15 protein-coding genes and 1 tRNA gene are annotated in these 14672 nt (G+C 38.1%); 2 read left to right on the top strand and 14 right to left on the bottom strand.

What is annotated here, in order from left to right; genetic code table 11:
• The first annotated feature begins 182 nt into the window (after positions 1 to 182).
• Both E4N74_RS05210 and E4N74_RS05215 read left to right on the top strand, forming a co-directional pair.
• On the top strand, positions 183 to 1244 hold the full coding sequence (locus E4N74_RS05210; RefSeq protein ID WP_255819183.1) for a uracil phosphoribosyltransferase: 1062 nt from the start codon (positions 183 to 185) through the stop codon (positions 1242 to 1244).
• 14 nt (positions 1245 to 1258) lie between these two features.
• Positions 1259 to 1897, top strand: a complete 639-nt coding sequence (locus E4N74_RS05215) for a tetratricopeptide repeat protein (protein ID WP_255819184.1) — start codon at positions 1259 to 1261, stop codon at positions 1895 to 1897.
• Positions 1898 to 1902: 5 nt separating this feature from the next.
• Here E4N74_RS05215 and E4N74_RS05220 read toward each other — a convergent pair whose 3' ends face one another.
• From E4N74_RS05220 to citF, 14 genes are all read right to left on the bottom strand, one after another.
• Positions 1903 to 2889 (bottom strand): SPOR domain-containing protein, encoded by a 987-nt coding sequence (locus E4N74_RS05220; RefSeq protein WP_255819185.1) that lies wholly within the window; start codon positions 2887 to 2889, stop codon positions 1903 to 1905.
• Positions 2890 to 2909: 20 nt separating this feature from the next.
• Positions 2910 to 3263, bottom strand: a complete 354-nt coding sequence (locus E4N74_RS05225; RefSeq protein ID WP_255819186.1) for a hypothetical protein — start codon at positions 3261 to 3263, stop codon at positions 2910 to 2912.
• Positions 3264 to 3344: 81 nt separating this feature from the next.
• Positions 3345 to 4313 (bottom strand): D-2-hydroxyacid dehydrogenase, encoded by a 969-nt coding sequence (locus E4N74_RS05230; RefSeq protein ID WP_255819188.1) that lies wholly within the window; start codon positions 4311 to 4313, stop codon positions 3345 to 3347.
• Positions 4314 to 4419: 106 nt separating this feature from the next.
• Positions 4420 to 5382 (bottom strand): COG2958 family protein, encoded by a 963-nt coding sequence (locus tag E4N74_RS05235; RefSeq protein ID WP_044979354.1) that lies wholly within the window; start codon positions 5380 to 5382, stop codon positions 4420 to 4422.
• A gap of 96 nt (positions 5383 to 5478) precedes the next feature.
• Complete coding sequence (gcvPB, locus tag E4N74_RS05240) at positions 5479 to 6927, bottom strand: aminomethyl-transferring glycine dehydrogenase subunit GcvPB (protein WP_255819193.1); 1449 nt, start codon at positions 6925 to 6927, stop codon at positions 5479 to 5481.
• On the bottom strand, positions 6927 to 8231 hold the full coding sequence (gcvPA, locus tag E4N74_RS05245; protein ID WP_255806439.1) for an aminomethyl-transferring glycine dehydrogenase subunit GcvPA: 1305 nt from the start codon (positions 8229 to 8231) through the stop codon (positions 6927 to 6929). Before gcvPA ends, gcvPB begins: the two co-directional genes overlap by 1 nt.
• Positions 8232 to 8482: 251 nt before the next feature.
• Positions 8483 to 8851, bottom strand: coding sequence for a glycine cleavage system protein GcvH (gcvH, locus tag E4N74_RS05250; RefSeq protein WP_044979357.1), 369 nt, complete (start codon positions 8849 to 8851; stop codon positions 8483 to 8485).
• Between the two features lie 53 nt (positions 8852 to 8904).
• A complete protein-coding gene (gene gcvT / locus E4N74_RS05255) occupies positions 8905 to 9981 on the bottom strand; it encodes a glycine cleavage system aminomethyltransferase GcvT (protein WP_044979358.1) in 1077 nt (358 codons plus the stop codon).
• A gap of 67 nt (positions 9982 to 10048) precedes the next feature.
• The gene (locus E4N74_RS05260; protein WP_044979359.1) at positions 10049 to 10453 is read right to left on the bottom strand and encodes a PH domain-containing protein; all 405 of its coding nucleotides are present in this window, start codon (positions 10451 to 10453) and stop codon (positions 10049 to 10051) included.
• A 148-nt stretch (positions 10454 to 10601) separates the two neighbouring features.
• Positions 10602 to 11963: a dihydrolipoyl dehydrogenase gene (lpdA, locus tag E4N74_RS05265; RefSeq protein WP_255819195.1), complete on the bottom strand. Its 1362-nt coding sequence runs from the start codon at positions 11961 to 11963 to the stop codon at positions 10602 to 10604.
• Positions 11964 to 12121: 158 nt separating this feature from the next.
• Positions 12122 to 12559, bottom strand: a complete 438-nt coding sequence (locus E4N74_RS05270) for a HEPN domain-containing protein (RefSeq protein ID WP_255819196.1) — start codon at positions 12557 to 12559, stop codon at positions 12122 to 12124.
• Entirely contained in the window at positions 12549 to 12863 is a 315-nt protein-coding gene (locus E4N74_RS05275) for a nucleotidyltransferase family protein (RefSeq protein WP_255806443.1), read from the bottom strand. Before E4N74_RS05275 ends, E4N74_RS05270 begins: the two co-directional genes overlap by 11 nt.
• 172 nt (positions 12864 to 13035) lie before the next feature.
• Positions 13036 to 13108 (bottom strand) — tRNA-Thr (locus E4N74_RS05280).
• Between the two features lie 65 nt (positions 13109 to 13173).
• A complete protein-coding gene (gene citF, locus E4N74_RS05285) occupies positions 13174 to 14670 on the bottom strand; it encodes a citrate lyase subunit alpha (RefSeq protein WP_255819197.1) in 1497 nt (498 codons plus the stop codon).
• Positions 14671 to 14672: the final 2 nt, after the last annotated feature.

The raw sequence follows: 14672 nt of genomic DNA on the forward strand, positions 1-14672 counted from the left end.
TCCCTGATTTTAAATTAGGAGATTTGATAAACAGTTCGGCAGAAATTCAGCCTCACTGTTTATCTGTCGAGTTTGCCTTTCGGCAAACATCGCATTATTGTATGCAGTTTGTAAACAAACTGCATGAAAAAACTTTTTTCGGAAGCTGAGGCTTCCTGCAAAAAGTTTTTCTGGGAGCCGATATGGGTAAGGTAATTATGGGGGCAGAAGCTCTTGACGGGTATTTAACTGAAGACGATCTAAGGCATCTTAACGAAATGAATGCTCTTTATCAGGAAGCTATTGAAAATTTTGCTGTTTTAGAAAAGGAAAACAGCGAAAAAAAGAAAAAGGCCAAAGATGAGGTTATAAGACTTTATACCGAGATGGGGCATCTTATGCAAAATATATGCAAAGAAATACCTCAACTTAAAGTTTTCTCTTTTGATACCGAACATGAAAATCATGCCGAGGCTTCAAGGGTTATTGCAAAACTCCGCTCTATAAAAACCGAACACAGCGAATTCTTATACTATACCCAGCGTTCTTTTGAAATGCTTTTTAAACTTGCCTATAAGGGGCACCAAAAAGACAAGAAAAACTATCTTGTAGTAAAAACTCCTGTAACGAATCCGGTTCAAAACTATGCGGTTCACAAGATAACCGACATTGACCATAAAATTGAAAATACTGTTATGTGTGTTATGTTGAGAGGAGCCCTCCTTCCCTCTATGATTCTTTCAAAAGAAATCGAAGAGTATTCTTCGCATGGCTATGTAACCCCCTTTGCCCTCTTTAAGATTAAGAGAGATGATTCCCGCAAGGAAGACGATATGCAGTACATCCTTGATTTGGATAAGTCTTATTTTAACCTAAAAGATTTGGACGGAAAGGACCTTATCTTTGCAGACCCTATGAATGCGACCGGAGGAAGCCTCGTAACCGTTGTAAAACACCTAAAAAAACTGGGCGTAAAGCCGAAATCGATAAGCTGTTTTCATGTAATTTCTGCCTTAAAGGGAGCCTTACGCATTGTGCGTGCTTTAGATAACTGCACCCTATACACCCTTTGGATGGACCCTGCCCTAAATGCTTCAGCCTATATCATGCCGGGCCTCGGCGATGCAGGAGACAGGATAAACGGAACCGATACCGATGAAACACCCCGAAACATTATTCAGCTCCTTGCAGACTACGGCTCAAATATTGCGGGGCTTTACCGCTCTCAGCTTCGACAGATAGAAAAAACCGTTTTAGGAAACTAGAGGATTCAAAAAAGGTGAGAAAAAATATCTTTATAATTATTTTAGGAATCTTGCTTTTTGCTTCTTTTACACAACTTTTTGCAAAGGGGTCTATTGAAGAAGACCTTGCAGGAGAATACTTTTCGATAGCCCAAGGATATGCAGAGATAAAAAACTACCCAAAGGCCGCAGATTATTACCTTAAAGCCGCGAAGTCTGAAAAATATAAAAATGCAGCTCAATATAATTTGGCACAAGTATATTCTCTTCAAAATGATTGGGAAAACTGCTTAAAATATATTGAACCCCTTTATAAAAAAGCTCCCGAAAACATAAAGCTGTCTACAGCCTATGCCTATGCTCTAGCCTCATCGGGAAAAGAAGAAAAAGCCCTTTTAATTTATGAAAAAATTTATTTGGAAGATAAGGAAACTCCTGAATATTTCTTTAACTATGTTAGAATTTTAATCATAGTAAAAAAATACGAAAAAGCAAAAGAGCTTCTTAACGAATCAAAGGAAAAATTTACACAAGACGATGATAAAAAAACTATTAGTGAACTTGAAAAAGAAATAGAAAAACTTTTAAATCCGCCTGAACTAAAAAAAGAAGATAAAACAACAGAAAAAAAAGATTCAATGCAAGATGATAAAAAGTCTAAAGAAAAAAAGTAAGAAACCTAATCAAAGATCGGAACGGCTTCATAGCCCTCGCTTTTTAGCCGGATAACCATATCTCCCTTGCCGTCATCCTTTACTAAAACCGAAAAGAAAGCCTCCTCCCCTCGCTCTTCTTTTTTTATTGTTACGGTAAAGCCCTTCTTTTTAAGCTCATCTGCAAGTCCTTTTGCAAAATTTTCGGTTTTAAAAAAACCGGTTTGATAAAATTTTGCAGCCGGCAATTCATTATTTTGTGCTAAAGTTTCGCCTTGGCTTAATGAAACGGATTCGGAAGCTGAGTCTGCAAGAGATTCTTTAAATTCCCTATTTTGAGGCATTAAATACCAAAATGTTTTAGGGCTTAAAAAAGCCTCACCTCGGACAACAGCGGCCTCAATGCTGTTAGGGAATTTTTTTACGAGGGTGTTCTCAGCCTTCTTATCCCCATCGATCCACCAAAGAGTCAAAAGCATGGCAGGATGAAATTCTGAAAATTTTGAATCGGTAACATATTTTTTTATATTTTCAAGAGAGCTCTTTTCATCCGATTTCAATTTAAGCCATTCAAAAAAAACAAGAATTTTTATATCTTCTTTTGAAAATGGAGCCTCAATGACGGGCAGCAAGCGGTTACGACAAAGTTCTGAAGCCTCGGTTATGTTATCGGCTAAAAGGAATGCTCCAAAAGCCTTGGTTAAAAGAGTTTTTCTTCCGGTTTCGGGAGAAAGTTCCGCAGCTTCAAGATAGTGTCTTCCGGCTCGTAAAAATAAATCGAACCTTTCTTCATAGTCGGCCAAAACGGATAGAGCTATAATTTTTTCTTCATTTGAAGAAATCTTTTTTATTTCTGCTTCAATAAAGGAAGAGGTCTCAAAAGGAGTTTTTTTTGTAAAACCGGTTTTGATAATCTTTTGAACATTCGGAGGTAAGGAATTTTGAGCAGTCAGGCTATGCAAAAAAAAGAGAAACAATAAAAAAAATAGTATTTTTTTTATCTTAAATTCCATAAACCTTTTTATCTCTTACCTCATTTAATTTCAGAGTTCGTATCGGTCATTGAAGTTGTAGATTCTTTTTTACGTTTAAACCATGATTTTTTAGGCTTTTTTAAGTCCACAGTGTCTATTCCGACACCATCGCTTGCCGTAAATGTTTCTTTTTTCTCGTTTACAGGCTTATTTTTTTTCTTTTTACTTCCAAATAAAAAAGGAATGGTTAAGACAAGTCCGATTAAAAACGAAAAAATATTGCTTACATAAACAGGTATATTTTCAAAAGTATAGAAAATCAAAGAAACATCACAAGAATTTTTCATATTAAAACCTGCAAATAAGCCTAAAAACAATACTATCAATAAAAAATAAATAACTTTCCAGTTCATAAGTTCCTTCTAAGAGTATCTATAATACCCAAAAGAATAGTATACATAAAATTAAAAAAAGAACAACAGGTAAAATAAAACCTAATTTACTCTGTTTATTTCTTTACCTGACATAAAAGCCTTTACATTATCTGCGGCCATTTTTATAAGCCTTTTTCTTGCCTCAAAGGTTTGCCATGCTATGTGGGGCGTTATAATACAATTGGGAACATTAAACAAGGGATTATCCTTAGCCGGAGGTTCTACACTGAGAACGTCGCAGGCAAGGCCTGCAAGCTTCTTTTCTTTTAAAGCCTCTGCTGCATCTTTTTCGTTTATAAGAGGCCCCCGTCCCGTATTGATTATGATACAAGTTTTTTTTATTCTTTTTAAGAACTCGGCATTTATAATTTCTTTTGTTTCCTCAGTCAAAGGACAGTTTAAACTTATTATATCGGAAGAAGAAAAAAGCTCATTTAAAGGAACCTGTTTTGCTTCTTCTAAGCCCTTAATATTTTTTTTAGAGCGGTTAAAATAGATTACCTTCATATTCATTGCAAGGGCAATTTTTGCAACGGCTTGGCCTATGTTCCCAAAACCGATTATACCCATTGTTTTATTGGAAAGCTCTCTTATATCAAAGCTGTGATAGCAAAAATGGGGAGAAGCCGACCATTTTCCGCCCGTAACCTCATCGCTATGCTCCTTTACATGCCAATAAAAGTGAAAAATAAGGGCAAATACAAGTTGAGCCACGCTATCGGTGCTGTAAGAGGGAATATTTGTTACACAAATATTTTTTGCTTTTGCAGCCTCAATATCGACAACATTGTAGCCTGTAGCTAAAACTCCTATATATTTAAGACGCGGCAAAGAATCCATTATTTCTTTAGAAAAAACAACCTTATTGGTAAGAACGGCATCAGCCTCCTTACACCTTTCAAGAAGTTCATCTGCACTTGTTTTATCGTATATTGTAAGGTTTGAAACCGATTTTAACTCATCCCAAGAAAGATCGCCGGGATTGGATGTAAACCCGTCAAGAATAACCAAATTTAATTTTTCACTCATAAAAATACCTCTGTATGTTTATATTTATCAACATTAATCAATAAGATCAGCTTTGCTGATAATGTAATTTCTAAAAAATCAATACATTTTTAAAGATAGTTATTTATCAAATAATACTCTTTTCTTTTAAATAATTTTCAAATTTATCATCTGTAATTACTTTATCATAAGTACTTTTTACTTTTCCTAAAGCAATATCTTCAGTTAAGTCTGATATAAATTTATTAAAATCAGGATTATCTTCTGAAAGTCTTTCCAAAGTATCCCAATCTATATTTTCATTATATCTAGCATTACAAATTATTTCTGACTCACTTATACTTTCCGGATTCAGCTTTATAATTCCAATTCCAAAAGCATTAGATAATCTTTGAAGCTCATTTTTAAAATTAGGGTCTTCATCGATTTTCAAGCAAACTAAATATCCCTCATTAGCCCAGCTTGAATTTGAAACAGCCTGAAAAAAATACTGTCTTAAATTAGAATAATCTATATTCTTTTTCATTTCAAAGGAAAACAGTTTTATTGAATTGACATTCAATGAAGTTTGAAGTTTCATTGTTTCTTTTGAATAGTCTTTAAACGGAAAATATACACCTACTAAATCAGGATGCAGCCATTCATTAGCCCCTTTTACTCTTTTTACTGAATTTTCCTGATAAATAGTTTTTGTGTAACAATTAAAATGCGGGTTTGAATAAACATATTTTACTAAAAGCGGATGTAAATCTCTTTCATTAAAATTACTTTCATTATTTTGTTTTAATTCTGCATTTTCTTTTTTCTCGATTTCCCGTTTTATTTCACTTCCGCTTATATTTAAACTTCTTAAAATAAATCTTGAAGGACGTTTTGAAACTTGAATAAAAGTACTTTTTTCAGCCTTTTCTTTGGCATCTACATATAATCTTGCTCCTACTGTAGCGGCCGGAGTTTTACCTGAGCTTCCTAGTTTTTTATCAAAAGAAAACTCAACCGCTTTTTCCCAAACTTCTTCTGGAGTCATTGGCTTTTTTACTTTTTCAAAAACTTCTATAATCAAATCAAAAAAAGTATATTGTTTCTCCATCTTATTCCTTTTACATAACTAATAGCTTTCAAAAATCCCCCTCTAAAAACATCAGTCTTTAGAGGGGGCATCAAAGCTGTTCAAATTTAAAGCTGTTTATTTACAGCAGCAGCAAGCCTTGTACCTTAAAACAGGTTCACGGGCAGCCTTTGTTTCGTCTACTCGGCCGATGGGGCGTGTGTAGGGATAGCCGTGAAGCTTTTCGGGATTTGAATAGGCTTCTTTTTTTAGTTTGATCATAACTTCGGCAGTAAAGTCCAAGGTGGACTTGCTTTCCGTTTCCGTAGGCTCAAACATCAATGCTTCGTGTACGATGAGCGGGAAGTACATCGTCGGCGGATGGATACCGTCATCGATTAAGCCCTTAGCTATGTCAAGGGCGCTTACACCGGTTTCTTCCTTAATCTTTTCAAGAGTAAGAACAAATTCGTGCATACAGGTTCTGTCAAATGCAACATCGAATTCTTTTTCAAGTTTTTTCTTTAGATAGTTTGCATTTAATACGGCATAGCCTGAGCTTTCCCTTATACCCTCGCTTCCGAGTGTAAGGATATAGGCATAGGCACGCAAGTAGACAAGGAAGTTTCCGTAGAAGTTTCTAACTCTGCCGATTGAATCAGGGCGGTTATAATCCAGCTTATAGCTTCCGTCCGAGCCTGTAACTACAGGAACAGGTAAGAATTCTGCAAGGAATTTTTTACAACCGATTGGGCCGCTTCCGGGTCCTCCGCCTCCGTGAGGAGTCGAAAAGGTCTTGTGTAGGTTAAGGTGAACTATATCATAGCCCATATCTCCGGGTCTTAGTCTTCCCATAATGGCGTTAAGGTTAGCACCGTCATAGTACAATAAGCCGCCTGCTTTGTGAACAATTTCGGCAATTTCTTTGATATGGGTTTCAAAGAGTCCGAGAGTGTTCGGGTTTGTAAGCATGAGGGCAGCCGTATCGCTTCCGGCAATCTTTTTTAATTCTTCAATATCTACATTTCCGTCTTTATCTGAAGGAATGTTTATAATTTCGCATCCGACCATTGCAGCACTGGCAGGGTTTGTACCGTGTGCCGAATCGGGAACTAAAATCTTGTTTCGAGCATGATCGCCGCGTTTTTCGTGATAGGCTCTGATTACCAAAAGGGCTGTGAACTCTCCGTGAGCACCTGCTGACGGCTGGAGGGAGAAAGCATCCATTCCGGTAATTTCACCGAGTTTTTTACCTAAATCTCCCATGGCCTCAATACAACCTTTCATTGTATGTTCAGGCTGCAATGGGTGAATATTGGTAAAATTCGGAAGAGCCGCAACTTCTTCGTTGAGTTTGGGATTATACTTCATCGTACAAGAACCTAAAGGATAAAAACCGTTGTCAACACCGTGAGTCCGCTTGCTCAATTCCATATAATGACGGACAAATTCAAGTTCCGAAACTTCAGGAAGTTTTGCATCGCTTGCTCTTAAATATTTTGAATCAAGTTTATATTCGGGTACAGTCAATTTTGCTTCGGCAAATTTATGACCCTTTACTGATTTTTCAAAAATCAATTCGCTCATTACAATACCTCCTTAATAATTTTTACGGCCTTATCAAGCTCGCATTTGGAAAGAACATCGGTCGTACACCAAAGAATGGAATCATCGCAAATCTTTAAACCGCCTAAAACGCCGTTTTTTTCAAGATTTGAAAGAATTGCATCGGCCTTTCCTTTTCCGTCCGTTACGAATTCATGGAAGAATTCTCCGTTATTTTTTACGGTTAAGCCGATTTTTTTAAGTTCATCGGCAAGATAGTGGGCATTGCTTACGGAAACATTTGCAACGGTTTTTAAGCCTTCCTTTCCATAGGCAGCCATAAACATTGAGGCTCTCAGCGCACAAAGAGCTTGGTTAGAACAGATACTTGAACTTGCTTTTTCGCGCCTTATGTGCTGTTCACGGGCTTGAAGAGTTAGAACAAAGGCTCTTCTGCCGTCATGGTCAGTTGATTGACCGATGATTCGGCCGGGGATTTTTCGCATATTGGCTTCAATTGTAGAAAGGAAGCCGAGATAGGGGCCTCCTGCACCTAGAGGAAGACCTAAGGCCTGACCTTCTCCTAAGGCAATTGATGCACCGCATTCTTTCGGTGTTTTTAAGATTGCCAAAGAAATAGGATTGCAGCTCATTACAAACTGAGTTTTAGTGCCTTCTACAAGTTTACCGACAGCTTCGCAGTCTTCGATTGTACCGAAACGGTTCGGTTGCTGCATAACTACTGCTCCGACACTTTCATCCAAAAGGCCCTTAATCTTTGAAATATCGGTTTTATAGCCGTCTTTTGGAATCATTACGAATTCTACACCGCTGTGCTTTAGATAGGTTTTAGCAATTTGAATTGAACTTGGCTCAACACATTCCGAAATCAAAACCTTGTTTTGTTTTCGTCCTAAGGACATAACTATAGCATCTGCTACTGCCGTGCCTCCGTCATAAACGCTGGCATTGGAAACATCCATTCCGGTAAGCTCACAAATCATTGACTGATATTCAAAACCTGCCTGAAGTTCGCCCTGATTCATTTCGGGCTGATAGGGTGTGTAGGCAGTTAAAAACTCTTCTCTGGAAGCCATGTGCCTTACAGCTGCAGGAGCATAGTGGTTATAGGCACCTGCACCTCGTAATATCGATTTAAAAACAGTGTTTTCACTGCTTAAATTTTGAAAAAACTTTTCAACTTCTGCTTGAGTTTTCCCCTCGCCTACATCGACTGTTTTACAGTCCTTGCTGTCAAAACCGTATAAATCATCAATCGATTTTACGCCGATGAGATCAAGCATCTCTTTTGTTTCCTCAGCGGAGTGAGGAATATAATTTGACATAAATTCTCCCATAAAAACTTTTTGCAGGAAACATCAGTTTCCGAAAAAAGTTTTTTCACGCAGTTTTGCTTGCAAAACTGCATATAATAATGCGATGTTTGCCTAAAAGGCAAACTCGGCAGATAAACGGTGAGGCTGAATTTCTGCCGAGCCGTTTATCGACCCTCCTAATTTAATTTTAACATCTGAAAGGCGGCAAATTAAATCGGTTCAACAATTTTTTTGCCGCTTTTACAAAGAAGAAAAATTACTTACTTGCAGAGGCCCTTGTATGCACCTGCATCCATTAATTTTGAAGATTCCCCTTTAAGTTCTACCTTAAAGAACCATGAACCGAAGGCATCTTCATTGATTTTTTCGGGAGCATCCAAGAGCTCTTCGTTTATTTCAACGACTTTTCCTGTCATGGGGCTGATGATTTCAAAAACGGCTTTTACCGATTCTACTGTAGCACAGGCTTTATCGGCTGTAACTTCATCTCCTACTTCAGGAAGCTCAACGAATACGACATCTCCCATTTCACCTTGAGCATAATCGCTGATTCCGACAATACCGATGTTTCCTTCTTTCTTGAACCATTCGTGTGATTCCAAGTATTTTACATCTTCTTTAATTTCCATATCTAACTCCTATATTTTATTTTTAAGTTTTTTAAAAAAACTTACAAAACTTTTTAATTGCCCTTAATTTCCTTTAAAAAGCTTGTGGGTACGACTTTAGCCTTGAGTTTTTTACCGCGTACTTCAATAAAGACTTCTTCGTCTTTAATGCCTCGGTCAATTCTCATGTGTCCGATACCGACCTTTAGTGAAGGAGATGAAGTTCCAGTTGTAACATAACCGATTTCCTTATCGCCCAAGAAAACCTTGTCATGATCTCGGGCAATACCCCTGTCAATCATCTTAAAGCCTTTTCTTATTTTTTTAGCTTCATTGGTTTCAAGAGCTTTTTTACCGATAAAATCTTCTTTTTCGAGCTTGATAAAGGGTTTTAAGGTTACTTCGGTTGCCAAGGTGTCTTCGGTCATTTCATGGCCGTACAAGGGCATTCCAGCTTCAAGACGCAATGTATCCCGGCAGCCTAAACCGCAAAGCTCTATTCCGAATTCTTCTCCGGCTTTCATAACTTGATTGAAAAGCTCGAGAGCCCATTCTTTGGGACAGTAGATTTCGTATCCGTCTTCTCCTGTATAACCTGTCTGAGAAACGATTACCTCCCCCTTAGGGCACTGGAATGTCTTAAATGTGTAGTAAGCCGGAGGTATTGCTGAAGGATCAATAAACTTTTTTACCACAGCAGGAGCATTAGGCCCTTGAATTGCAAGCTGGGCAATTTCAGAAGAGCGGTCAGTAAAGGTAACACTCTTATCCAAGTGTTTTTTTACCCAGTCATAGTCCTTGTCGTGGTTTCCGGCATTTACAACCAAAAGGAATTTCTTTTGATTATAACGGTAAACAAGGAAGTCATCTACAATTCCGCCCTTTTCGTTACACATAAGGGTGTAGCGTACATCTCCGTCAGCCATTCCGCGAATGTCGTTTGTAATAAGGGCATTTACGGCAGCTTCGGCATTGTCGCCTTCAATATAAAACTCTCCCATGTGCGAAACATCGAAAAGTCCTACATTATTGCGAACTGCAAGATGCTCTTTTAAGATACCGGCAAACTGAATGGGCATTTCATATCCGCCGAACTCAACAAACTTGCCGCCCTTGGCGAGCAAAGTTTCATAATAGGGTGTTCTTTTCATCTCATCCTCCTAAATTTATTTTAATTTGTAATGGATAATGTGTAATTTTTTGATTACAAATTATTAATTATAAATTATCTTGCAGCTTATTATAAAGCTCTTCATTTTTTTCCTTGCCTAAGCCTATAAGAATTTTTTGTTCATCGGTTATAACCAATATATAGGGAGCTTCGTTTTTTAGTATACATAATTTTACAGGGCCTAATTCCTTATATCTAAAATAGCCTATCTTAATCGGCCCCAGACCTATGCCGTTTACCCGACTTACTCCTAAAGAAGGCAGAGTTTCAAGTTTTTTGACCTCTCTGATTTCGGAAATCGGTATGCTGACACCATAAATTCCTTGAACTTTTAATAATCCTCTTTCTACAGATGCACCTGCAGTTTTTATAACAACAAATGCTGCTATAAAAATTAAGAGCAGCAATCCTATTGTAAAAAACATTTTAAAACTGCTTTTTTGTTCTTTCAAAACATGCCTCCCAATTAACCATATTGTACACCAGATGTAAAAGAAAAGCAATAGCAAATAGATAAAAAAATATTGCTTTAATTACAAAATCAAAGCTGTCATGGAAAGCCTTTACAAAACTGAAGTTTTGAAAGGCTCTCTCTTATAATTATTTTTTATAGATCATGTGGGTAGCCGATTTTTCGACGTCTTCTACAGCTTCATAAAAGGCTTCTACTACCGTGGGATGAGGATACATGGATTTTAAGATATTTTCCCTTTTAGCCTTGTTTGTTACAAGAGTTCCGATAGCTCCTATCATATCCGTAGCCGAATCGCACATCATCTGACAGCCTACAATCCTGTCTTCTTCATTAAATAGAACCTTAATAAAGCCTACATCCAAGCCTGAAAGCACCGACTTTCCGTTTGAGCCCATAGGAACTTTTCCGATTTTTACGGTAATTCCCTTGGCTTCAGCCTCTTTTTCCGAAAGGCCGACTCCTGCAATCTCAGGTGTGGAATATACACAGGAAGGAATAACATCTTGTTTTTCATGTTTTGTGTTATTTACAAGATTTTCTACAACCAGATGACCTTGATTTTCGGCATTGTGGGCGAGCATTACGTTTCCTTTTACTGCATCCCCTATAGCATAAATACCTTCAACATTTGTCTTCATACAGGCATCGGTAATTATACCCCGTTTATCGTATTCGATTCCGGCGGAATCAAGGCCGATATCCTTTATTTCGGCAATTCGGCCGATACAGACGATTACGGCATCGGCTGTAATGTGTTCTTCTTTTTCTTTAAGGGTAAAGGTACAGCCGGTTTTTTCTATTTTAGTTACCATGGCTCCGTTTATTATCTTTACTCCCCTCTTTTTTAGAACAAGGGCCTGCTGCATTGCAATATCCCTGTCAAAGGGAGGGAGGATTGTTTTTTCGAGTTCGACGATGGTTACTTCCTTACCTAAATTTGCATAGACTGTGGCAAACTCAATGCCGATAACGCCGCCGCCTATGATGATGACGCTCTTAAAATCGACAGGCTCTTTTCCTAAAATATCATCAGAGGTCATAGCAGTTTCGATTCCGGCTATCGGAGGAGCAAAAACAGAAGAACCTGTTGCGATGATGAGGTTTTTAAATTCAAGCTCTTTTCCATTTACACTTACGGAAGATTTTGAAGTGATTTTGCCTTCCCCATTATAAAAATCAACGCCGGCGTTTTCGATGAGTTTTTCGATACCGCCTACAAGTTTATCCACAACAGCATTTTTTTTCTCGTAGATGGCATTAATGTCGTATTTTAAGTTTTCACCTGAAAGACCGAGATCGTTTTCGGCAAAGCTCCCGAAAACTTCGGCTGTGTGAAGAAGGTATTTTGTCGGAATACAGCCCTTGTTCAAACAAGTTCCTCCAAGCCTGTTTTTTTCGATAAGAGCGGTTTTTAGCCCTGCCCTTCCAGCTTTTATGGCAGCAACATAGCCGCCCGGGCCTCCGCCCAAAACGATTAAATCATACATACTAATCTCCTAAAAAACAGCTTAAAAATTTTAAGCATTATAATGTTTGTTTTCCAAAGTATACACGATGATTTTAATAAAAGCAAGGGGAGAATGATTGTATCTCTTCGTTTAAAATTGTATTCCAGATCTAAGACAATATCAGATTGACATGGCTGTTAGGTATTATTTTCTTTATTCAATTCTTTTATTGGTAGAGATAGTTGAAGTTCATTTATTTTATTTGTTACGAAATCATAAATAATTTTCATATCCGAAATAGCTTTTGCAACATGATACTCTTTTATATTTAATTCCTGCGGATAACGAATTTTTACTCCATACGGTGTAAGTGCGTCAGCTGAATTTAAAATATCCTCAGAAAAAGTTACAAACTCTGAAAGTTCATCTGTAAGTAAACCTAAGTCAGGAGTTTTTTGTAATTCTCCATCATAGGCAAGCAGCAATGCCTTTAACATTTTCTCTGCCGCTTGCTGACAATGATAACAGATTATCTCCAGTGGTTTTGGATACTGAATTTCATTCAGGTGATTTGCAGAAAGAACATCCATATCCGCATAACGCACCCATTCTTTTACATCACTTTCATTTTTCATACAATACAAGTCCCTCGCGATCTATGATATTTTCAAGGGTTTTTCGGGTTTTTCTTTCTTCAAAACCGGAAACAGAACCGACAACTATATCTACTGAACGGCGTTTCAAACCGCGCAAAGCGCGATAAGCTTTTTGGGAAACAGATAGCCTGTCTGTAACAGAATCTGACATTACCAAATAAAAATCATAGTCACTGTCTGCTTGTTCTTCATTCCGTGCAAAAGAACCAAAAAGGTATATTTTTTGAGGGTTTACACTTTTCTTAAGCTGCTCGGCAATACAGCGGATCTCATTTGTTATCATATCTTACTCCTGACAACTTTATTATATCATAATATCCTGCTTTTGTATCACAAAAACCGATAATTTTCACTAAAATTTCCTTTGCGCTCTCCGCCCCCTTGCGGTTCCTTTAAAATTTTCAATGATTTAGCTGATTGTTAATGAAAAGAAAAAACTATGTAGAAATAAAAAAAGCCAACTCTCGGACTTGAACCGAGTACCTGCACGTTACGAGGGTGCTGCTCTGCCGGGTGAGCTAAGTTGGCAAGTTGATTTTTGATAAAGAAACTTTACCAAAAATCAACAAAAAAGTCAATAGGAAGAATTTTGCTTAAACCTTATTGATGACATCCAAAACGGTGCCGTCACGGTAGGTGCTTATTCCCACCACTTCGCCGTAACGGGGCTTAACTTGGGGTTTTCCCGTAAAGGATTCTGCAATTTCTTTTAATTCTTCGATGGTTTTAATTTCAAGATTTGTTTCCGCCTTCAGCTTTTTAATTAAATCTGCATGGCGCGGATTAATTGCAATACCTCTGTCAGTAACAAAAACATCGATTGTTTCTCCCGGAGTGGTTACGGTGCGGACCTTATCGACGAGACAAGAAATGCGGGCATTAAAGAGCTTTGAAACGATTATCGAAAGTTTTGCTCCTGCGGCCGTATCGGCATGTCCTCCCGAACCTCCCAATATTATACCGTCGGAACCTGTAGTTACGTTTACGTTATAGTCCAAATCTATTTCGCTTGCACCGAGAATGACAACATCCAGCTTTCCTGCAACATGATCGGGATTATTGGGGTTTGCATAAAGGTCGGCCGAAATCTTGTGATGGTTTGCATTTTTTTCGGTAGAATCTACGGCCGAAAGGTCAAAGCACTGAACATCATAAAGGTCTTCAAAAAGGCCTTCTTCAAGCATCTTTACAAAATAACCAGTAATACCGCCGCACCCGAAACTTCCCTTTATATTTTTTTCTTTCATTGCTCGGTGCATTTCATCTGCAACGGCAAGGGAAATGCCGCCGGCTCCCGTCTGCATACTAAAGCCGTTCTTAAAAAGACCTGAGTGTTCAATGAGAGTGCGGCAGTCGCGTGCTATCTTTAAGCCGATAGGATCTTTTGTAATCTGAGTTGTTCCGCTTACAATACCCGCAGGGTCTCCTATCTTATCTACTTCTACCACCATGTCTACAAAACGGCCTTCAATGTCTGGTCTTTTAACCTTTGAAACTCTTGTATCGGTAATGGCTATAGTTTTTTTTGCCATTTGAGCATCGGCTACGGCATAACCTAAGGAACCGCAAAATGACCTTCCTTCGGAGCCTGAAATATTTCCTTGATCGTCTACACAGGGCGAGGCTAAAAAGGCAGCATCTATCGTAACCTCTTTTTCTAAAATCATTCTGGGCCGTCCGCCGTGGGTAGTCATAATTACGGGCTTTTTACACTTGCCGTAACTTACAGCCTTTGCAACAGGCCCTGACATATAGGAGGTCATAAGCCGGCTAACCGTTCCGTCTTCCATAAGTTCAACCAAAATTTCATGGCAGGGGAAAATCGAAGAAGCCATTACGGTCAAATCTTTGATTCCTCTTTTTTTAATTTCCCTCATTACCATATCAAGAACATAGTCGCCGTTTCTAAGGTGATGATGAAAACTTATAACCATTCCGTCATGGAGTTTAAGCTCATCAAGGGCTTGGGCTAAGGTTTTCCCGAAGGCGGGTTTTACATTTTTTGTAAGCTCATATTTTGCATTTTTTTTATTTACAAAGGCTCCTTTAAAAGGATTGCCTAAGCCTTCTCTTCCAAGTATGTTATTCATAT

It is taken from the genome of Treponema putidum (assembly GCF_024401155.1).
GTDB lineage: Bacteria > Spirochaetota > Spirochaetia > Treponematales > Treponemataceae > Treponema_B > Treponema_B putidum.